Annotated in this window: 19 protein-coding genes; 11 read left to right on the top strand and 8 right to left on the bottom strand. The window is 61.4% G+C overall.

The window, feature by feature from the left end:
• Positions 1–63 precede the first annotated feature (63 nt).
• From BLR80_RS00200 to BLR80_RS00170, 7 genes are all read left to right on the top strand, one after another.
• Complete coding sequence (locus tag BLR80_RS00200) at positions 64–1,137, top strand: ABC transporter substrate-binding protein (RefSeq protein WP_092075205.1); 1,074 nt, start codon at positions 64–66, stop codon at positions 1,135–1,137.
• Positions 1,138–1,223: 86 nt separating this feature from the next.
• The gene (locus BLR80_RS00195) at positions 1,224–2,021 is read left to right on the top strand and encodes an ABC transporter ATP-binding protein (RefSeq protein WP_092075204.1); all 798 of its coding nucleotides are present in this window, start codon (positions 1,224–1,226) and stop codon (positions 2,019–2,021) included.
• Between the two features lie 31 nt (positions 2,022–2,052).
• Entirely contained in the window at positions 2,053–3,039 is a 987-nt protein-coding gene (locus BLR80_RS00190) for an ABC transporter permease (protein WP_092075203.1), read from the top strand.
• A 20-nt stretch (positions 3,040–3,059) separates the two neighbouring features.
• A complete protein-coding gene (locus BLR80_RS00185; protein WP_092075202.1) occupies positions 3,060–4,085 on the top strand; it encodes a uroporphyrinogen decarboxylase family protein in 1,026 nt (341 codons plus the stop codon).
• 17 nt (positions 4,086–4,102) lie between these two features.
• Positions 4,103–5,782: an ASKHA domain-containing protein gene (locus BLR80_RS00180; RefSeq protein ID WP_092075201.1), complete on the top strand. Its 1,680-nt coding sequence runs from the start codon at positions 4,103–4,105 to the stop codon at positions 5,780–5,782.
• Positions 5,767–6,498, top strand: a complete 732-nt coding sequence (locus BLR80_RS00175; RefSeq protein WP_092075200.1) for a DUF1638 domain-containing protein — start codon at positions 5,767–5,769, stop codon at positions 6,496–6,498. Before BLR80_RS00180 ends, BLR80_RS00175 begins: the two co-directional genes overlap by 16 nt.
• A 13-nt stretch (positions 6,499–6,511) precedes the next feature.
• A complete protein-coding gene (locus BLR80_RS00170; RefSeq protein WP_171906250.1) occupies positions 6,512–7,435 on the top strand; it encodes a YibE/F family protein in 924 nt (307 codons plus the stop codon).
• A 330-nt stretch (positions 7,436–7,765) separates the two neighbouring features.
• Here the strand turns inward: BLR80_RS00170 and rbr are convergent, their stop codons facing one another.
• The 4 genes from rbr to BLR80_RS00150 all read right to left on the bottom strand — a co-directional run bounded on the left by rbr (position 7,766) and on the right by BLR80_RS00150 (position 11,324).
• Positions 7,766–8,344, bottom strand: a complete 579-nt coding sequence (gene rbr / locus BLR80_RS00165) for a rubrerythrin (protein ID WP_092075198.1) — start codon at positions 8,342–8,344, stop codon at positions 7,766–7,768.
• Between the two features lie 101 nt (positions 8,345–8,445).
• The gene (locus BLR80_RS00160) at positions 8,446–9,900 is read right to left on the bottom strand and encodes a catalase (RefSeq protein ID WP_092075197.1); all 1,455 of its coding nucleotides are present in this window, start codon (positions 9,898–9,900) and stop codon (positions 8,446–8,448) included.
• Between the two features lie 59 nt (positions 9,901–9,959).
• Entirely contained in the window at positions 9,960–10,439 is a 480-nt protein-coding gene (locus tag BLR80_RS00155; protein ID WP_092075196.1) for a Fur family transcriptional regulator, read from the bottom strand.
• A gap of 138 nt (positions 10,440–10,577) precedes the next feature.
• Positions 10,578–11,324, bottom strand: coding sequence for a DUF481 domain-containing protein (locus BLR80_RS00150; protein WP_092075195.1), 747 nt, complete (start codon positions 11,322–11,324; stop codon positions 10,578–10,580).
• Positions 11,325–11,491: 167 nt separating this feature from the next.
• On the opposite strand from BLR80_RS00150, the gene BLR80_RS00145 reads away from it, so the two are divergent.
• The 4 genes from BLR80_RS00145 to BLR80_RS00130 all read left to right on the top strand — a co-directional run bounded on the left by BLR80_RS00145 (position 11,492) and on the right by BLR80_RS00130 (position 17,675).
• A complete protein-coding gene (locus BLR80_RS00145) occupies positions 11,492–13,279 on the top strand; it encodes an ATP-binding protein (protein ID WP_092075194.1) in 1,788 nt (595 codons plus the stop codon).
• A 15-nt stretch (positions 13,280–13,294) separates the two neighbouring features.
• Positions 13,295–14,107: a mechanosensitive ion channel family protein gene (locus BLR80_RS00140; protein WP_092075193.1), complete on the top strand. Its 813-nt coding sequence runs from the start codon at positions 13,295–13,297 to the stop codon at positions 14,105–14,107.
• 155 nt (positions 14,108–14,262) lie between these two features.
• Positions 14,263–16,305 carry a site-specific recombinase gene (locus tag BLR80_RS00135; protein WP_216095150.1) on the top strand — a complete coding sequence of 681 codons (2,043 nt, stop codon included), beginning with the start codon at positions 14,263–14,265 and terminating at the stop codon, positions 16,303–16,305.
• Positions 16,306–16,592: 287 nt separating this feature from the next.
• Entirely contained in the window at positions 16,593–17,675 is a 1,083-nt protein-coding gene (locus BLR80_RS00130; RefSeq protein WP_216095149.1) for a nitroreductase family protein, read from the top strand.
• A gap of 116 nt (positions 17,676–17,791) precedes the next feature.
• On the opposite strand, the gene BLR80_RS00125 is transcribed toward BLR80_RS00130, so the two are convergent.
• The 4 genes from BLR80_RS00125 to BLR80_RS00110 form a co-directional block, all read right to left on the bottom strand.
• Positions 17,792–18,730, bottom strand: a complete 939-nt coding sequence (locus BLR80_RS00125) for a DUF5655 domain-containing protein (RefSeq protein WP_092075192.1) — start codon at positions 18,728–18,730, stop codon at positions 17,792–17,794.
• A gap of 82 nt (positions 18,731–18,812) precedes the next feature.
• Positions 18,813–19,697 (bottom strand): alpha/beta fold hydrolase, encoded by an 885-nt coding sequence (locus BLR80_RS00120; RefSeq protein ID WP_092075191.1) that lies wholly within the window; start codon positions 19,695–19,697, stop codon positions 18,813–18,815.
• Positions 19,698–20,031: 334 nt separating this feature from the next.
• Positions 20,032–20,832 (bottom strand): family 1 encapsulin nanocompartment shell protein, encoded by an 801-nt coding sequence (locus BLR80_RS00115; protein WP_092075190.1) that lies wholly within the window; start codon positions 20,830–20,832, stop codon positions 20,032–20,034.
• 77 nt (positions 20,833–20,909) lie between these two features.
• Positions 20,910–21,284 (bottom strand): ferritin family protein, encoded by a 375-nt coding sequence (locus BLR80_RS00110; protein WP_092075189.1) that lies wholly within the window; start codon positions 21,282–21,284, stop codon positions 20,910–20,912.
• Between the last annotated feature and the right edge of the window lie 6 nt (positions 21,285–21,290).

Raw genomic sequence — 21,290 nt, 5'->3', positions numbered from 1 at the left:
ACCCTGTACGACGATCGAACGGCAATATCGGTCGATTCCCTATCTCTCAAGGAGACAACAACAATGAAAAAATGGTTTTCGATGGCGGCGCTGCTCTGTGTGACCGCCGCACTGCTGCTCAGCGGATGCGACAACAAAAAAAAGATGGCTGCGGACAGCACGGCCCCCGTTCAGAAACTGGACAAGGTCAATGTCGGCTATCTGGCTTCGCCGGAGCACCTGCTGTATTTCGTGGCCAAGGAGAAGGGCTTTTTTGAAGAGGAAGGTCTCGACGCCGAGCTGTTTTTGTTTACCAATTCGGCCGAGGGACTGAATGCCACCATCGCCAACAAGCTTGATGTCGGCAGTTTCGGCGTCTCGGCGCCACTGGCGTTTACCGCCAAGGGTGCGGATGTCGTCGTCATCGGCGGTCAGAACTCCGGGGCCTGCGCCCTGGTCTGCGCGCCGGAGCGCTATGAGGAGTTGAAGGATATCCACAACTACCGCGGCAAGAAGATCGCCAGCGTGCGCCTCTCCACGGCCGACGTCATCTTCCGCGGGGCGCTGCTCGATGCCGGTATCGACTGGCGTAACGGCGATGCCACCATCACCGAAATGGAATCGCCGGCCGCCACCATGGAAGCGCTGAAAAAAGGCAGCGTGGACGCCGCCCTGATCTGGACGCCGTTCGTGGCCATGTCGGAAGACATGGGGGTGAAGGTGGCCATGTATATCACTGAATTGTTTGAAAACAACGTCTGCTGCCGTCAGGCCGTCATGCGCTCGAACCTGGAGCAGAACCCGGAACGCTGGCAACGCTTCATGGCCGCCCTGATCAAGGCCTACGATTTTTATCAGACCCATCATGAAGAAACCGTCGCCATCACCGCCAAATACGTCAAGGTCGATCCCAAATACCTCGCCAAGGAAACCTACGCGGCGGATGCCACCATGATCTGCAGCCCGGACCCGCTGAAAAAGTCCGTCAACCGCTACTGGAACATCATGAAAGATACGGGCTTTATCAACACCGAGATCGACATCAACGATCACATCGATACCAGCGCCTATGTGGCGGCACTGGAACGCCTGACCAGGGAAAACCCCGACAACGCCAATTACGCACAACTGGCCAGGGAATTCCCAGTCAACAACTGATCGTCCCGGCAATGACCCGCAACGATGAGCGCAGCACTTCCGCCCGCCGGTTTCCCGGCGGGCGGACGCCATGAGAGGCAAAGCAAATGGAAAAGATCAGACTGGAGAACGTCACGTTTTCCTACCTGCAGCAGGGCGTGACCGCCCCGGTGGTCGAGAAGGTGAGCCTGACCATCCGCGAGGGCGAGTTCATCAGTCTTATCGGCCCCAGCGGCTGCGGCAAAAGCACGCTGCTGCGGCTGCTTGCCGGGCTGAGCCGTCCCGGCGGCGGCCGCATTCTGCTCAACGGCACGGAAATTAAGGGCACAGGCCATGAGCGCGGGGTGGTGTTTCAGCATTACGCCCTGTTCCCCTGGATGACGGCCCGCGACAATGTGATATTCGGACTGCAGCAATGCCGCGACGGCCGGAGCCGCAAAGAGATCGAGGCCACGGCCCAGCGCTATCTTGATCTGGTCGGACTGCATGATGTCGGCGATAAATATCCCAACCAGCTGTCCGGTGGCATGCAACAACGGGTGACCATCGCCAGGGCGTTCGCCATGGATACGGACATCCTGTTGATGGACGAACCGTTCAGCGCGGTGGACGCACGCAACCGCATGAAACTGCAGGAACTGCTGCTGGAGTTGTGGCGCGCGGGGCAGAAGAAAAAAACCGTCATCTTCGTCACCCATGACGTGGATGAGGCCATCCTGCTTTCCGACCGCATCGTGGTGCTGTCGGCCTGCTCAAAGAGCGTTAAAGAGCAGATCACGGTGGACCTGCCTCGCCCCCGTCACTGGTCCGAGTTGGCCAACACGGACAGCTACACCGCGCTGCGCAACCGGCTGATCGGCCTGTTGTTCACCGACCTGGTGGAAGAAACCAGGCTTGCCGTATAGCTTTGCAAAACCTCAGACAGAAGGGGACGACATGGAACAGATCGCTGAAAATATTGAGATCGCGGGAAAGACGTCGCAGTTCAAGCCATTTTTGCAACTCGGCGCGCGCCTGCTAAACCATGCCAACATTCTGTTCGGCGTCGCATTGCTGCTGCTGGCCATGCCGGGAAAACGCCCGGTTACCGATGTCGATGCCTGGCACCTCGTCGGCTTTCTGCTGTTTGTGATCTTTCTGTACGGCGTATCATGCCTGCTCTGGGCCAGCAATGACAGCAAACGCAGATCGACAACGGATATCACCGCCATCGTCTTCGCCGTTGTCATCCTCTGGGAGCTGACCACGACCAAACTGGATCTGTTCGAACGACTGATTTTCCCCGTGCCGGGCAAGGTCATCGCGGTGTTCATCGGGGAAATTCCCATGTTCATGAAATGCCTGGGCAGCTCCCTGCAGCTGCTGGGCGCGGGATACGGTCTGGCCCTGGTCACGGCCATTCCGCTGGCGCTGGTGATCGGTTGGCGCAAACGACTGTTTGCCGTGGTCAATCCCATGACCAAGGTGCTGGGGCCAATACCGCCCATCGTCTATATCCCCTATTCCATTGCCATCTTTCCGACCTTCAAATGCTCGTCGATCTTCATCATTTTCATCGGCGCATTCTGGCCGGTGTTCATCAACACGCTGAACGGCACCTTCAACATCGAACCGAAGATCATCGATTCCGCGCGGGTGCTTAACGTCAAGGAAAAGACCCTGCTGTTCCGCATCATCCTGCCGGCGATTCTGCCGGCCATCCTCAGCGGCGCGACCCTGGGCCTGGTTTTTTCCTTCATCCTGCTCACGGCGGCGGAAATGATCGGCTCTTCCTCGGGGCTGGGCTGGTATGTCAAGTATTTCTCCGATTTCGCGGATTATCCGCGTGTGGTGGCCGGCATCTTCTTTATCGGTCTGGTCGTCACCGCCATCACCTTTTTCTTTGAATTGATCGAAAAGAAGCTGCTGCGCTGGCGCAGCTGATCTGGCCGGAGACGTATACCATGACCCAGAAAGAACGCCTGCTGAGGACGCTGGCCGGTCAGACAGCGGACGGCCCGCCCTTCATCTGCCCCGGCGGCATGATGACCATGATCGTCACCGAGGTGATGAAGGCGGTCGACAGTTTCTGGCCCGAGGCCCATGCGGATGCGGCCAGGATGGCCGCGCTGACCCTTGGCACCAATCGCCTGACCGGTATCGAAAATCTCGGCCTGCCCTTCTGCATGACCGTGGAGGCCGAAGCGATGGGTGCGGCGGTGGATCTGGGCAGCAAAACCAGTGAACCGCACGTCATATCCTATATCATGGATGAGCTGGCGCAGCTGGACCGCCTGCGCTTTATCGATGTCACGCAGGGGCGGGCCCATGCTTGCGCCGAGGCCATCGGCCTGCTCAAGAAGAAGGCGCCCGACGTGCCCATCATTGCCAATCTCAGTGGGCCAGTCAGCCTGGCCACTTCCCTGGTCGACCCCCTGCTCTACTACCGTGCCATACGGCGCGACAAGCAGGCCGCCCACGCCCTCAACGATTGCGCGCTGCAAAACGCGCTGGCCCTGGGCGACGCCCTGATGGAGGCGGGCGCGGACGCGGTGTGCATCGCCGACCCGAGCGCCACCGGCGACCTGATCGGCCGCCGCGCCTTCGAGGAATTCGTCCTGCCCTGCCTCAACCGCATGGCCGAGCACTTCTCCCGCCGTCACAACCGGCCGACCATCGTCCATATCTGCGGCGATGTCAAAAGTCTGGGCGGCGCCCTGCAACAGCTAAGCGCCGCGGCCGTCAGCGTCGATTCGGTGGTCGGCATTCCTCAGTTGCGTAACCTGGCGCCCGGCAAGGTGAGCATGGGCAATATCAGTACCTTTCTGCTGGAGCGTGGCACGCCGGAAAAGCTGGCCCGGGTCAGCGGACAGTGTCTGGAGCAGGGCGTCGGCATTCTGGCGCCGGCCTGCGGCATCGCTCCCGGCACGCCGCTCAAAAATCTGCAGGCCGTTTCTGAAACGGTGCGCCATCACCGTTCAGCGGCTTAGCGCGAGGGCAGCCCGGCATGGTTACCGTCCGTTTTCTTCCTGAACACCAGTCCGTCACCGTCACCCCTGGCACGACGCTGCTCGAAGCGGCCCGCCAGGCCGGCGTTTTGCTCGAATCGCCCTGCAACGGCATCGGCACCTGTGGCAAATGCAGGGTGTTGCTCGCCGGCGAATCCCTGCGCCATATCAGCCTCCGGGGCGCCGACCCCGTCTCGCTCCCGACGAAGGACGAACACGTGGCGCTCCTCTCCTGCCAGGCCGAGGTGCATGGCGACCTTAGCGTGGAAATCCCGGTCGACAAACAGCGCGACCTGCTGCAGGTATTGAGCCACGGCCAAGCGGTTGCCGTCGAACAGGCTCCCTGTATCCGCAAGCTCTACGTCGAAGAACAGCAGGTGACCAATGTTTTTGCCGGGGATCTGTTGCTGGCTACCGAAGCGGGGGACACGCGCAGCTGCCATGTCGGCCTGGTCGTCGATATCGGCACCACCACGCTGGTGGCGGCCTTGGTCGATCTCGCCAGCGGGCGCGAAATCGCCACCGCCTCGGCCCTCAACCCCCAAAGCCGCCAGGCCCAGGATGTGCTTTCGCGCATTCATTTCGCCGCGCAGGAAAACGGCCTGCAGAGCCTGCACGCCGATCTGACCGGGGAGATCAACCGGCTGGCGGCGGAGTTGGCGCAGCAGGCGGGGTTGGACAGCCGCCGCATCTACGAGGTGGTGTACAGCGGCAATACCTGCATGCTCCATCTGGCCACCGGCACCAGTCCCGCTGCCCTCGGGCGCTACCCCTACACCCCCGTCATCCGTGGCGGCAATCATGTGGCCGCCGCCGGCCAGGGACTGGCAATCGCCGCCAGTGGCCTGATCTACCTGCCACCGGTCATTTCCGGCTATGTCGGCGCCGACCTCACCGCCGGCATCCTGGCCACCGGCATCCATCGCCGCCGGGGGATCACCCTGCTGGTGGACATCGGCACCAATGGCGAGATGATCCTGGCGCGTGACGGTGAACTCCGCGCCACCTCCACCGCCGCCGGACCCGCCTTCGAGGGCATGAACATCTCCTGCGGCATGCGCGCCTGCCGCGGCGCGGTGGAATCCTTTGCCGTCGCTGCCGACGGCAGCATGCACCTTGGCACCATCGGCAATGCCACGGCGACCGGCATCTGCGGCAGCGGCTTGCTCGATGTCGTCAGCGAGCTGGTGGCGCACGGCGTCATCAGCGGCAACGGCCGCTTCGCTGCCACTGACAACGCAGCCCAGCTGCCCGCTGCCCTCAAGGAAAAGCTGGTGCTGCGCGAGGGCAAGCCAGCCTTTGCGGTGACGGACGATATTTTTCTTTCACAAAAGGATGTCCGTCAGGTGCAGCTGGCCAAGGGCGCGATTCGCGCCGGCATCGAATTTCTGCTGCAGGACAGCGGCATCACGGCCGAACAGGTCGATCAGGTGTTGATCGCGGGAGCCTTCGGCTATCATCTGCGGGAGCAAAGCCTGCTCAAGCTCGGGCTGCTGCCGCGGGCCTTCGCCGGCAAGATCAAGTTCGTCGGCAACACCTCCAAAGCCGGTGGCTGCGCCCTGCTGCTCAATCAGGACCTGCGCGATGAAATGGCCGCCCTGGTGACGGCGATCGAGGTCATCGAGCTGGCCAATTTTCCGGATTTCGATCGGGTATTTGTGAAATGTCTCGGCTTCTGATTTCCGCTGCGACGCCGGAGAGCGAACCACAGGGTGATGGCGTGCGACTAGGCGTCATTGCCTGCTCCGCCCTGCGGCTGGAACTCGAAAACCTGCTGGCAGACGTCCCGGAGGTGAGTCGGGTTATCTTTCTTGACGCCACCTTGCATAATGAGCCGCAGAACATGCGCCAGCGGCTGGAAACGGAAATCCGCGCCCTGGCTTCCGAGGTGGATGCGATTTTTCTCGGTTATGGCTTCTGTCGCTCCCTGCGCGACCTGGAGCAGGCATTCGACCTTCCCGTCATTCTGCCGCAGTTTGATGACTGCATCTCCTTGCTATTGTCTCCGGAGCGTTATAACGAGGAGATCCGTCGCGAAGCCGGCACCTGGTTCATCCCGCCCGGCTATGCCATGATCAGTGCCAAAATGGTGATTGAGTCCCTCAAGCTGGACCGTGTCGTTCGCTACGGCAAGGATCCCATGGCCATGGCACGGCGGCTGTTCAGCCATTACCGGCGCGGTCTGTTCATCGATACCGGTGCGGGCGAGCGCGAGACACTGCTGGCCGCAGCCCGTCAATTCTGCAACGATTTCAACCTCAGCCTCGAAACCACCACCGGCGATACCCGTCGCCTGGAACTCTGGCTGGCCAAGGCCCGCGTGGCAGCCGCGCGGGCGGCAAAGCGGCGCTGCGCCGCCGCGAGTTCCTCCTGTCACTCTGATGGGGCCATTTAGGCAGGGGATGGCGATGTGGCGTCGAAAGGGCATGGCCCTGGTTTGCCTGGTGATCGTTCTGCTGGCCATCAAGGTGCTGGCGGCGACGTTTGTCACGGACCGGCTGCTGCAGGACAAGGTGGCGCTGCTTTATCTGGTCGTCATTTTTCTCGGCAGCCTGATCATCGTGGGCGGTTCCAAAGGAGTGAAAACAATCGTCACCCTGACCATCACGGTGCTGCTTATCCTCAAGGTGCTGCTGCCGCTGATTCTGGCGGGATACAACCCGGCCCTGGTCGCGATCCTGATCTGCGAGATCATCACCGTCATGGCCCTGCTGTTTGTCAGCGGCTTCAACCACAAGACCCTGGCTGCCATCATCGGCACCAGCGGCGGCATCGGCATTGCCGGATTGCTGGCCTTTGCCATCGGCTCTATGGCCCATCTCACCGGCCTGGGCAATGACGAGGCCATCCACCTGATCCTCTACAGCCGCCAGCTCGATTTCAAGGGTCTGCTGTTCGCGGGCATCATCATCGGTGCCATGGGAGCGGTCATGGATGTGGGGATTTCCATCTCTTCGTCCATTCATGAAATCAAGACCAACAACCCCGGCATGACCATGGGAAGCCTGATGAGCGCGGGCATGAATGTCGGCCGCGACATCATGGGCACCATGTCGAACACCCTGATCCTGGCCTATGCCGGCAGCAGCCTGAATCTGCTGCTATTGTTCACCACCTACGAAATCCCCTTCAACGAAATCATCGGCCGCGACAACCTCGCCGCGGAAATCGTCCGCGCCCTGGCCGGCAGCGTCGGGCTCATTGCCACCATTCCCCTGACAGCTCTGATCGCAGCCATGCTGGCGGAAAAAAGTTCGCGCAGGACCTGCGTCGCCTGCCGCACAATAACCCGCTGGATCAACAATCCTTTCAAACAGAAACAGAACCGATAACAGCGCTCCCAAGCGAAAAAGCCTGTTTCACTCATGGATGAGCACCCCACATCAAGCCCTGACCTGTTTGCAGGAAATTTCCATCCAGGGTGAATCTCCCTTTTTCGGTTAGCGCTCTAAAAAGGCCCTGAATAGGATTTTTCTCCCGCCGGCTGTCTTTCACACAACAATGGCCTCCCGTTGCATGGGAGGCCATTGTTGATGCTGTTTAAGATCAAGATGAAAACGGTTATGGAACAGATTAGCTGCTGCCATGAAAAACCGCAGCGTTCAGATCACCTCAACCCGGCAATGTTGCACTTGGCATCCTGATCGCAACAGGCTGAAAACTCACCAGTTTTCGCCCAGCAGCTCGAAGTGGGCCTGCGGATGAATACAGGCGGCGCACAGTTTGGGCGCCTCGGTACCCTCGTGCAGATAACCGCAGTTGCGGCAGCGCCACACCACCGGCGTGTCGCGCTTGAACACACGGCCACTCTCGACATTGGCCAGCAGTTCGCGGAAGCGCTTTTCATGCTGCTTTTCCGACACCGAAATGGCGCGCCAGGCGGCGGCGATTTCAGGGAAACCCTCGTGCTGGGCCACCGAGGCGAAGGCCGGGTACAGATCGGTGTGCTCTTCGTGCTCACCCTCGGCCGATTCCTGCAGGTTCTCAATGGTGGTGCCCATCCTGCCGGCCGGGTAGCTGGCGGTGATCTCCAGCATGCCGCCTTCGAGAAACTTGAAGAAACGCTTGGCGTGTTCCTTCTCCTGATTGGCCGTTTCCTCAAAGATATCGGCAATCTGCACATAGCCTTCCTTCTTGGCAATGCTGGCGTAGTAGGTGTAGCGCATGCGGGCCTGGCTTTCGCCGGCGAAGGATTTGAGCAGGTTCTGTTCGGTCTGGGTGCCTTTGACGGATTTGGACATCGGTACTTCCCTCCTGGTTGGAATGAACAATAAATCAGGCGCCATGCCTGAGGCTTGAGGTTGCCGGAGCCCCCGCGGGGGCTCCGATCGGATAAGAAAAATCAATCGCTAAGTTCGGTCAAGTCGATATCCATGGCGGCGGCGACGCCGGCGCCATAGGCCGGATCGGCCCGGTAACAGTTGCGCGCGTGCCGCACCTTGATCTCGCGCGGCGCGTCGCCCATGGCGCGGGCGGTGTTGCCGAACAGGGCCTCGCGCTGGGCCGGAGTCATCAGCCGGAACAGATTGCCCGGCTGGCTGTAATGGTCGTCGCTGTCGTCATAGTGACTGTAATGGGCGGCCGCGCCCTCCAGCTGCAACGGCGGCTCACTGAAATCCGGCTGCTCCTGCCATTCGCCGTAGCTGTTGGGCTCGTAGCCCAGGGTGCTGCCGTGATTGCCGTCCACCCGCATGGCCCCGTCACGATGGTAGCTATGGAACGGGCAGCGTGGCTGGTTGACCGGAATCAGGTGATGGTTGACCCCCAGGCGATAGCGCTGGGCATCGCCATAGGAAAACAGCCGGCCCTGCAGCATCTTGTCGGGCGAGAAGCCGATCCCCGGCACAATGTTGGCCGGATTGAAGGCAGCCTGCTCAACCTCGGCAAAGTAGTTGTCGGGGTTGCGGTTGAGCTCCAGAATGCCGACATCCTGCAGCGGATAGTCGCCATGCGGCCACACCTTGGTCAGATCGAAGGGGTTGAACGGGAAGTTGGCCGCCTCGGCTTCCGGCACCACCTGAATCTGCATCTGCCAGCGCGGGAAATCGCCCCGCTCGATGCTGTCGTACAGGTCGCGCTGGTTGCTTTCACGGCACTTGCCGATAACGGCCTCGGCCTCGGCATCCGTCAGGCATGCGATGCCCTGCAGCGTCTTGAAGTGAAACTTGACCCAGTAACGCTGGTTGTCGGCGCTGATCAGACTGTAGGTATGGCTGCCGTAGCCGTTCATGTGGCGATAGGAACGCGGAATACCGCGTTCGCTCATGGTGATGGTCACCTGATGCAGCGCCTCGGGCAGCAGCGTCCAGAAATCCCAGTTGTTCTTGGCGCTGCGCAGGTTGGTGCGCGGGTCGCGCTTGACCACATGATTGAGGTCGGGAAACTTCTTCGGGTCTTTCAGAAAAAACACCGGCGTGTTGTTGCCGACCAGATCCCAGTTGCCCTCCTCGGTATAGAACTTCATGGCAAAACCGCGGATATCGCGTTCGGCATCGGCGGCGCCACGCTCGCCGGCCACGGTGGAAAAGCGCACGAACAGCTCGGTTTTCTTGCCCACCTCGGCAAAGATTTTCGCCCGGCTGTAGCGGCTGATATCATGCGTCACGGTGAAGGTGCCAAAGGCACCGGAGCCCTTGGCGTGCATGCGCCGTTCGGGAATGACCTCGCGATCAAAACTGGCCAGTTTTTCCAGAAACCAGACATCCTGCAGCAGCATCGGACCGCGCGGTCCGGCGGTAAGAGAGTGGTTGTTGTGGGCGACGGGCGCCCCGCCATTGGTGGTCAGTTTTTTGCTCATCGAGGGATTCTCCTTGTGCAAGGGGAACGAAACGGGGATGGCCCCGCGGGGGAACAGGATCAGGGCGGTTTCAGCGCCTCCGGCGGCGCCACCGCCGGCGTTTCGGCCTGCTGACAGGCGCGGCACAGGCCATAGCCGGTGAGGGTGCAGCAGTCGAGCCGGCCCCAGTCGGCGGGCAACGGCAGGGCGGCTGAATCGAGCTGCGGCCAGCAGCAATCGACGATTTTGTGGCAGCGCCGGCAAATCAGGTGATGATGCTCCGACAGCGCCACCTCGAAGCGCGCCTGACTTTCCGCCGTCACCACCCGTCGCACCAGGCCGTGGGTCACCAGCGTTGCCAGGGTGCGATAAACCGTATCGAGAGACAGGGTCGGCATCTGCGCCAGCAGCCGCTGATGCAGCTGTTCGGCCGTTGGGTGGCCCGCCTCGCCGGCCAGCAGACGAAAAATCTCCAGCCGCTGGGGTGTCATGCGCAGCGCCAGGGCGCGACAGCGCTGTTCGAATTGGGCCATCTGCTCGGCCAGAGGCAGCTTTTCCATGGAAACTCCCAGATAGGAAATATTCTTGAAAAGGAAAGTATCGCAACTATTCCCTACTGTCAAGGCGCGGGACGTAAAAAAACCGCGCAGCCCGAAAACTGCGCGGTTGGTGGAAAATTCAGTGAAAACCGCCCACCATCAGAATTTGACCACCAGGGAAACCCCCAGAATGGTATCGGTATCCTCCTTGCGGCGGGGTGGATCGCTGTCGTAACGCATCACATAGCTGGTCTTGAGGGCCAGAAAGCTGTTGATGGCGGTGGTCAGGGCCGTTTCGGTATTGACCCGGTGGGAGTTGAGATCGGTCAGTTCGGCCAGATATTCGAAGTCCTGACTGAACAGGCTGTCATCGCTGATGCGGTATTCGTAGCGGGCATAGAGACGGGCGCCAATCTCGCTGCTGTCGTCATCCGGCGTCTGTTCCAGGGTATGGGTGAGACCGGCCTCGGCCACCAGCAGATGGGGCGGGCTGTCGATCAGGCGGTAACCGTAACCGACACCGCTGATCAGCCGCAGGTCGATGTCGGCGAAACGGTCCTTGAACCAGCTGAGGCTGCCATAGGTGAAACGGCGCGGTCCCAGCTGGTAATCGCCCCTCAATTCGGTAAAGTAGGATTCGGCGTTGCGTACGCCCTCGCTGTCGCCGTTGAGCGCCTCGAACTTCCACAGACCGCTGAGACGCTCACTGAACTGGTAACCCAGCTTGTTTTTGATGGAAAAGGTGGTGACCTCACTGTTGCCGCGAGTGCGGACATAGGACAGCTCGGTCTGATTGGTGAGGTTGGCAAACAGGGGGGCGTGGGGTTCGGCCGTTTCAGCCGCGCAGACCGGCCCCGCCAGCAACAGCCCGCCTCCCAGCAGGCAAAACCACAGTGAACGCAACATGAGTTTTTCCGATCTCCCTGAACTGCGGGCGCAACCCGCGCCCCGATAAAGAAAACCAGAGCAGACGGCCCGTTGCCGCGCGCCCTGAACCGCCCCACTCCGCTATGCGCCGGGAACGGGCGGCGTTACCATGCCAGCCCTTTCGCCCCGGAGCAAGGACTATCCGCATGACCGATACCGAACCGATCCGTCTGCCGCCAGCCGTAGGGCAGCAACTGCTGGCCCAGCTTGATACCGCCCTGCAACCGCTGCAGCAGGCCCTGGCGGCCAGCCATGCGGCCCTGGCGGCCGCCCCTGACCTGGCCGCCCTGGAGCAGCAGCGCAGCGCCCAGCGGCACCTGCTGCTGCGCCGGCTGTGGCCCGAGCTGTTGCAGCAGCTTGAAGCCCTGCCCCAACAACTGCCGGCAGAGGAACCGGCAGCCGGCGCCATGCGCCAGGCGCTGCGTGACCAGCTCGAACCGCTGCATCAGCAGCTTGACGACAGCCGGCTGGCCCTGCGGCTGTGTTTTCAGCTGGCCGCGCCGGCGGCGGACGAGGACCAGCCGGCGGAAACCGCGCTGGAACAACGCCGTGAATTGCTGCTCAGCGCCCTGGACAGCACCAAAGAACGCCTGCTGAAGACGCGCGCCGCCCTCGCAACCCTCGGCCAGCAACCCGCCGCGCCGGCCGCCGCCGAGGCCACAGCACCGACCGGCGACCAGGGCGAACTCGCCCGGGCCACCGCCCTGTGGCAGCAGTTACAGCCCCGGCTGTACCAATGGCTGATTGCCTGGCCACAGGCACAGCTGTCCCGCTGGCAGCAGCAGCGCCGCCACCCCGCGCCGCCGCCGGAAAAGCTGCTGCAGCGCAGCGATCTGCCGGCGCTGGACGAGATTCTGCGCCAGGGCGACAGCCTGCCGCCGCTGTACCGCCATCTGTTCGATCTGCAGGCCCTGCCCGACCGCGAACTGCTCATCGGACGTCAGGCGGAACTGGCGCAGCTCGACGAGGCCTGGCAACGCTGGCAGGATGGGCGGGCGGCCAGCGTCGCCCTCATTGGCCCGCAGGGCGGCGGCAGCAGCTCGCTGCTCAACAGCTTCATCAGCGCCCTGGGGCCCGAACCTGCCGTGCTGCACCTGCGGCCAACGCGCCGGCTGCAGCAGGAGACCGATCTGCTCCACTGGCTGGCGACCGCCTGCGGCCTGAAAAACTGTCCGGCCGATGGCACCGGCCTGATCGAGGCTCTGCTGCAGCAGCCGCGCTCGGTGGTCGTGGTGGAAGACAGTCACCTGCTGGCCCTGCGCGTGATCGACGGCTACCGCGCCGCGCGGCTGTTTTTCACGGTGCTGCAGGCCACCAGCCGTCATCTGCTGTGGCTGGTCGCCTTCCGGCGGCCCTGCTGGCAGCGCCTCGACGCCGCCTGTGGTGTCGGCCAGCTGTTCAGCCAGCAACTAACCATCGGCTTTGAGGGGGTGGCGCCGCTACGCGAACTGTTGCTGCTGCGCCAGCGCATCAGCGGCTATCCGCTGCATTTTGTTGCCGAAACGGAAACCGCCGACGAGGACAACCAGCAAAAACCGCGTGGCGACCGTTTCTTCCGCGAACTGTACGCCGCCGCCGGCAGCAACCTGACGGCCGCCCTGTACTACTGGCGCCTGTCGGCCCGCTTCCATGCCGAATCGCAGCGCATCGAACTGCTTCCCCTCGGCCGGCTCGACAGCAGCTCGCTGCGCAATCTCGCGCTGCCACTGCGCCTGTGCCTGGCCGAGGTGCTCGGCCACGGCGACCTCACCAGCGACGAACATCAGCGCATCTTTCTGTGCCCGCCCGAACAGAGCCACCGACAGCTGCAGCACCTGTGCAGCCTGGGCCTGCTGCACCGGCAGGACAGCCCCGCCGGGCCGTGCCACCGGGTCAGTCCGCTCTACCAGCATCTGGTCAGCAGCACCCTTGAAGCCATGAATCTGTTGTACTGATCGGGAGGAGACCTCATGGAACAGCAATCGCTCCAGCACCTGCTCAGCCATTTTTCGTTCACCCGCCTGCTGCTGGCGCTGCTGTTTCTGCTGGCCACCTGGGGGTTCACCCAGCTGCTGCGGCTGGCCCTGCAACGGCTGGCCGACCGCTTCAGCCGCCATCGCCTGCTGATCTCCAGCAGCTACCCGCTGCTGCGCCTGCTGCTGTGGCTGGCCGCCATCCTGTTTGTGGTGGTGGTCATCTTCCAGCCACCCACGGGCACATTGCTGACCCTCGGCGCGTCTGTCGGCCTGGCACTGGGCCTGGGCGCGCAGGACATCATCCGCAACATCATCGCCGGCGTGGTGATTCTGCTCGACCGCCCCTTCCGCGTGGGCGACATGGTGGCCGTCGGCGACCATTACGGCGAGGTCACCCACATTGGACTGCGCTCCATCCATCTGCACAGCTTCGGCGACAGCACCATCAACCTGCCCAACGCCCTGGTGCTGGGCCAGGCGGTCGCCAACGCCAACAGCGGCGCCCTCGATGAACTGGTGGAGATTCCGTTTTCCCTGCCGGCCGCCAGCGATACCGCCCTGCTCCGTACCCTGGCGGAAGAAGCGGCCTTCTGCTCACCCTACGTCTACCTGAAAAAACCGGTGGTGGTGCTGGTGGAGGATGCCTTCGACCGGCAGTTCCTCACCCGCATCCGCGTCAAGGCCTACGTCTTCGATGTGCGCTACGAGCGGCTGTTCGCCTCGGATGTCTGCCTGCGCTTCAAACTGGCCCTGCGCCAGCGCGGTCTGACACCCCCACTGCCGGCCGGCGCTCCCGACAGCGCCTAGCCGGCGCCGGCAGAAAATCGCGGAAGAACAGCGGCTGCCGTGTTAGATTCAGGCCGCGCCACTGTTGCCACGGAGCGCGCGCCATCCGCTACCCCTTCAGCGAAGGAACCGCACCATGATCCTGCTCCTCCCCTGTCTTTGCAAAGGCCACGACCTTGTCCCGCCCCCTGGTCAGTGACCCGACCGCCACCGCCCTGATCGACCGCCTGCGCCACCAGGTAGGCGGCGATGCCATCGGCAGCCTCGGTCAGATGCTCGACTGGGTGCATCAGCCAGGCTTCGAGCGCGTCCGCTTCGACCGTCTGGTGCAGGCCCTGGAAGACGATCCGGCCGCCGCCCAGATTCTCGGCGAACGCCTGTGCCACTGGTTGTGCCGCGCCCATCTGTACCCGGCCTTTGTCAGCCTGGGGCTGTTCTCGCGGCGCGGCTTTCCCACCGAGTTTGCCGCCCGCCTGTATGAACGGCTCAATCCGGCGCCCCTCGACCGGCAACGCCTGCGCGATGTGCTGGCCCTGCTGTTTCACCACGGCCGCCACAGTGACTGGATCAGCCAAATTGATGATGACCGCTGGCTGCGCCTGCTGCACAGCCTGAGCCGGCAGGTTCCCGCCAGTCTGCACCAGCAGGCCCGGCAGCACCTGCGCGATGAAGCCCTTTACGCCCTGGAAATGCTGGCCATCTGGGTGGCGGCCGAGGAAATGGAGCCCGACCTGCTGCGGCTCGACCCCATTCTGTGCGAAAGTGACAGTCGTTTCGTCAGCCTGCAGCGCGCCGTGGCCCGCCTGGTGCGCCAGCTGCCGGCCGGAGGCGCCAGCGACTTCCCCCAGCTCCAGCATCTGCTGAGCCAGTGCCGCCAGCAGCTCGACCAGTTTCGCCAGCGCACCGTCCTCAAGGGGACCAGCCTGGCCCTGGGCCATCTGCTGGAGCGACTGGAGCAGACCCTCGAACGCATGGCCCAGCTGCTGGCGCTGCTGCAGCCGGACAGCCCCGACGACCGTGGCGCCCCGGCCGCCCTGCTGCCCTTGCTGCGCTCTCTGGTGCGGGCCAGCGCCGAACGCTACAGCCTGGCCCGCCTGTGGCAGCGCAACCTGCGCCTGCTGGCCCGCAGTGTCACCGAAAACAGCAGCGATCACGGCGAGCACTATATCTGCCACAACCGCCTGGAATATCTTGGCATGCTGGCCTCGGCGGCCGGCGCCGGCATCCTCATCGCCCTGATGGCGCTGGCCAAGATCCAGCTCTGCAAGCTGGGACTGCCGCCCCTGGCCCAGACCCTGCTGGTCAGTCTCAATTACGCCTGCGGTTTCGTGCTGATTCATCTGCTGCACGGCACCGTCGCCACCAAGCAGCCGGCCATGACGGCCGCCCGCATCGCCAAGCACATCGAACAGGGCGAAACCGGCCGCGCCAACGTGGCGCGCCTGGCCGATCTGCTCATCGAGGTGCACCGCTCACAGTTCGCCGCCGTGCTCGGCAACCTCGGCGTCGCCCTGCTGGTGGCCCTGCTGCTCGGCGGCGCCTGGTCCTGGTACGGCAGCACCCCCCTGCTCGACACCGAGGCGGTGGCCTACCAGCTCAAACAGCTGCGCCCCTTCACCGGCCTGGCCCTGTTCCATGCCGCCATCGCCGGCGTCTGGCTGTTTCTCTCCGGCCTGATCGCCGGCTTTTTCGACAACCGCGCCGCCTATGTCGATCTGCGCGCCCGCCTGCGCCACCATCCCTTGCTCACACGCCTGCTGAACGAGCGCCGCCGCCAGCAGCTGGCCGACTATCTGCACGACAACAGCGGCGCCCTGGCCAGCCATTTCGGTTTCGGCCTGCTGCTGGGCATTACCCCCTTTGTCGGCCAGCTCGCCGGCCTGCCCCTCGATATTCGCCACATCGCTTTTTCCGCCGCCAATCTCGGCTATGTCAGCGGCAGCGCCGAGTTAAGCCTGCCCGTGCTGCTGCAGGCCTTTGCCAACGTGCTGCTGATCGGCGGCGTCAACCTGTGGCTAAGCTTCGCCCTGGCCCTGTGGGTGGCCCTGCGCGCCCGCGAAACCCGCCTGAGCCGGCTGCGGCCGCTTTACCACCGCCTGCGGGAGCAGGTGCGCCACCATCCGCAGGATCTGTTTCTGCCGCCGGCCCAGCCCTGCGCCAGCTGCAGCCCCACCGCTACCGCTGGATCGGACAGCGCCTGCGGCCGGCAAAAAAAATGACGAAGCCGAACCGGGGAGGCAGCCGGTTCGGCTTCGTCGTGAAACAAGGAAGAAAGGAGGTTTCAGCGCCTGCCTGCCACAACAGGCGTTGATGGTGGTGACTCTAGCAGAGCCCGCCAGCCGCCAACAGCGTGAGCCGCGCATTTTTTCGGCGGCGACTGCCCCTGCCGCCACTGTGCGGATGCACAGCCGCCCCGGTCAGGGTCTGGCCGGCAGCGTTCGGCCGTGCTAGGCTGGGGTCGCATTGCCGCTCCGCCTTCCATCAACTGCTCGCAAGGGAGAAATCCATGTCCGACATCTTCCGTCAGCGTCTGCGCGTCACCGCCGCCATGACCGACGAAAACGGCCATGTCAACAATGTCGAATACATCCGCTGGATGCAGCAGGTCGCCATCGCCCACTCCCGCGCCCAGGGTGGCCTGGCCATTCTCGAACCGCTGGGTTGCACCTGGGTGGCGCGGCGGCACGAAATCGAATACCTGCAGCCCGCCCTGCCGGGTCAGATTATCGAACTGCAAACCTGGGTCAGCGATCTGCGCAAGGTGCGCTCGCTGCGTAAGTACCGCTTCGTGCGCTGCCCCGACGGCATGCTGCTGGCCCAGGCCCAGACCGACTGGGTCTTTGTCGAAACCGCCAGCGGTCGGCCGCGCAGCGTGCCGGACGCGCTGATCCGCTGCTATCCGCTGGTCGGGCCGGAACGCGAGCAGGGCCTGTTGGCCGCCCTGCGCTATGAAACCTCCCTGGCCGATCAGCCGGTGTTGGCCGCCGATCTGCTGGCACCGGCCGCCACCCCCCTGCATCCGCTCCTGCGCTCCCGCTTCAGCCCCTATGTCTTCGCGCCCCGGCCCGTCGCCGGCGCCGACCTGGCGGCCCTGTTCGAGGCGGCTCGCTGGGCGCCGTCGGCCTACAACGAACAGCCCTGGCGCTACCTGCTGACCGAGCGCGGCAGCGAGGCCTTCGCCCAGCTGCTCGCCTGCCTGGTGCCGGGCAATCAGGAATGGGCGGGCCGGGCGCCGGTTCTGGTGCTGTGCCTGTGCCAGCGCCAGTTCAGCGCCAACGGCAAACCCAACCCGACAGCAGCCCACGATCTGGGTCTGGCGACCGGCAACCTGCAGATCGAGGCCGGCGCCCGTGGCCTGCAGGTGCACCCCATGTCCGGCTTCGATCCGGCAGCCGCCGCCGCGACCTTTGCCGTGCCGGAAACCGTGCGCCCCGTCGCCGTGCTGGCCATCGGCTACACCGGCGACCAGGAAGACGCCGCCAGCGCCGAACTGTGGCAGCGTGACCAGCAGCGCCGGCCGCGCCGCCCCACCAGCGATTTCCTCTTCGCCGGCCGCTACGGCCAGCCCTGGCAAGCCGCTGATGCCTGATCTGGTGCACCGGCGAGAAGCCGCTGAAGGGATGAAAGGGGGCTTAACGGCCGGGGTAAGCGGCGGCAATCGAGCACAGCGGGTAACCGGTCGGCTGGAGCGCCGTGCCAGAAGCGTTACCCGCCAACCTTGTTGTACGCCGTTTCAATGTATGGCTTAATCAGTTCAAAATCTTGCTCCGACGAAATCGTGAATTCAGTATCGCCCGTGCCATAGTGCCCGATTTCCGTAACGTCACGATAGAACTTCGGTGGTGACTCAACATCGGCAGCACTGAGTTTTACAAACAGCTTAATGTTTCGACTCTTCGGTTCCATGCAAACGATATTCTGAGAAATTTTGTAAGCAACGTAGAATTTCTTTGGCACTTCATCGATAGCCGGGTCGAGCCCAACAATGAATTCCCGAATGCAGTGCATAAGTGACTGGATGTGTGCAGGCTTACCCTCAAGGTGTTCATTGAATTCATAAGTGGCTGTAGCGCGTACCTGAGCTGCCTTTTTCCCAGCCTCCACCATGACCGGGTTTTTCCCTCCATCGACAGAAGACGACGATGCGGTGACCTTCGTTGCCTGGAACACCTCTTCAAGATAAATGAAACCGTTCTTGAACAGGCGGTACTTCCATAGCTCTATATTCGCTCCCATCACTTGAACCGCATGTAGATCGTATTTCTTATAGTTCGGTGCAATGCAGATAACTCGAACATTGGACCAATCGACCTCAACGCTGTTTCCGAGCGCCCGCTGAACGGCTATTTCAAAATCACCCTTGTGATCTTGAATCCAGTGCAGATAGAAAAGGCTCTGGTTTATAAGCTCGGAAGATTCGACTTTCTTGTATTCAATGATTACGGGATTGTTGTCCTCGGACAAGGCCAGGCTATCTATGCGCCCGGCATGCAATGCACCCGTTGAGAACTCTGAAGCAACAAAACGGCAGTTAAACACCGCTGCAAGATTCCTCTCAATAAGGGTCTGTAGATCCTTCTCCAGAGCAAAGTTCGCTTGCTCCACAGGAACAAGACTTTCCCCAGACATCTCAAATAGTGGCATTACGAAAGGTTCTCCTGCTTTTTCTCAAGCTTCTAACGATTAAATCAGCGGCGCGGCTTTTTGTGTCTGCTGAATTTATTGGTTATATGTTTTTATTACTTTTTGATTCTATGGAGTTAAGGGCTTTTTGTAACAGCATATTAAATTCTTCTGGCTTTTCCAGCATTGGAAAGTGACCTGTTTCTTCAATATAAAAAAGTTGATAGTTTTTTATATGCTTTTTGTTTTCTTCAGGTGCTGTCGGCCATAATCTTGCATTTATGGAGACCACAGGAATAGTGATATCTTTAAATACAATGGCAGCCTCTCCGTTTACATACTGACCTAGATAGTTGCGAAAGGCACTTAAAGCAACTTCCTTTGGGGCAGAAGACATATCTTCTTTTACCCAATTCATCAATTGTTGATCAGTGCCTTTCGGAAACATTGGTGCAACAAAATTCTGTGCGGCTCTTTTGAAATCAGCTTCAAAGGGTTTTACCATTTCATCAATTACATTTTGAGGGGTGCGCTCCGCGACATTTTGTAAGGTATCAATTCCTACAATCCCAACTACTTTTTGTGGCATTAATCTGGCCGCTTCTGCAATTACACCGCCTCCCATTGAATGCCCGATCAAAATAGCTCTATTAATATTTTCTTTATCAATAACTGCTTTCACATCGTTGGCGAAAGACAAAATTGAAAACTCAGATCTATCTAGTGAAGAATGTCCATGACCAGCCAAATCAACTGTGATCACTTGATACTCTTTTGCGAATACAGGAATTTGTTTCTGCCAGTAACGTCCGTCACAACTCCAGCCGTGAATAAAAATCAGCGCGGTTTTTCCTTTGCCGACCACATCATAAGCGATACGTTCTGAGTCAAAAGACAATGCGACATCATGCCTGAGAGAAAGCTGGTTGCTCGCACATCCTGATAATAGGAGTAAAATTATTAATATAAATAATATCTGTTTTTTCATGTTTGTTCCTTTTATTTCATATAACAACAAATAGACAGTTCTGTATAAAACCTCCGGCAAAGAAAGCCGAAGCTGTATAAATCTCTCTAGAAATAACCACTATACGGTTTTTACCTTAAAAAATCAGCCAATTGCGAGACCGCCATCAATCACGGCCCCGTTTTATAAAGACCTGTATTTCACGCCCTGACCACCACATGTCACCCCGAGCCTCAGCCCATCAATCCGTAAATGTTTCTAACGTCTATTAGCTGAAATTCAGCAAAATTTAAAGTTAAAAAAGCCCCGTCAACAGCAGGGTTGACGGGGCTTTTTACGCGGCAGGGCCGGCAGATCAGGCCAGGGCGAAGCCGACCACGGCTTCCGGCGCCACCAGCCGGAAGGTGAAGGACTCGGTAACAAACAGCTGAATCTCACTGGCGCTGTGGCTGTGATAGCCGATGGCCAGATCCTGGCCGACGGTCAGCTCCAGATCGCCGCCGCGGCTGGCCACCAGCAGCGCGTCGCGCACGCATTCGGAATAGATTACCTTGCCGCCGATCTGCTGTTCGACAATGGCGCGCAGGGTGCCGCCCGGTGCGCTGCGGGCGAGAAATTTCCAGATGGCCGGCGACACCACCAGATTGGCGGCGCCCTCGACACCCTCCTTGAGCATGCGCGCCTGACCTTCCGACACGGCATCGACCAGCGCATCCATGTCAAGCTGCAGCGGCAGGGCATCGGCCTGCACGGCGGCTTGCAATCCGACAATGCCGGCCGGCGCGAAACCCTCGTACAGCGCCCGTTCCTCGAACAGGGCAATCTCGCGACAGGCCGCCACCAGCGCATCAAGCTGGATATCGCGCGCGCCGCGTTCGATATTGTCCAATTCCCAGGTCTGCAGGCTGAAGTTGACCCGCGCCTCCACCAGCGGCTGCACCTGATGGATACCGTAGCCGACATTGCCTACGCGCTGATCCTTGCCGACGGCCAGGCGGCCGAGGGTGACGCAGGCGTGGCCGATGCCAAAGGGGCCGGCGACATCGACAAACTTGCGGCCCGACAGGCTGGCGACCAGGGTTTCGCGCGCCAGGGCATCGATTTCGGCCCAGCCCTGCGGGCTGATGGGCGCCAGTTCTCTGCGCAGTAAGTCCATGATGATCACTCCTTTCGGAAATTATTGCCTGATAGCGACACACCTGGCCTTGCGGCGTCAGGTGTTTTAGCAACGCCTTATTTCTTGAGACTGCCGATCCCCAGACCGGCACCGGCTCCACCGCTTGCCGTTGCCGCCGCGCCAGCGGCCGGCGCCGCGCCGAGAAACTCCTCCTCCACCTCTTGGGCGCCCTGCTGGTAGAAGCCCTCCTCGGCCGGGTCGAGTTCCTTGAGCAGGCGCAAAAACTCGCCGGCATGAACCTTTTCCTCGTCGGCGATATCGTTGAGCACCTGCTGGGCCAGCACATTGTCGGTCGATTCGGCCAGCTGCTGATAGAGCTGGATGGCTTCGTACTCGGCCGCCACCATGAAGCGGATGGCGCGCACCAGCTCGGCGTGGGTCAGCAGGCGGTCCTGCTTGAGCACGTGAAAAGGATTGCCAAAATCGGGCATAGCGGT

Source organism: Desulfuromonas thiophila, assembly GCF_900101955.1.
GTDB lineage: Bacteria > Desulfobacterota > Desulfuromonadia > Desulfuromonadales > Desulfuromonadaceae > Pseudodesulfuromonas > Pseudodesulfuromonas thiophila.
Note: the sequence above shows the minus strand (reverse complement) of the source record. Positions and strands in the feature narration are given on the sequence as shown.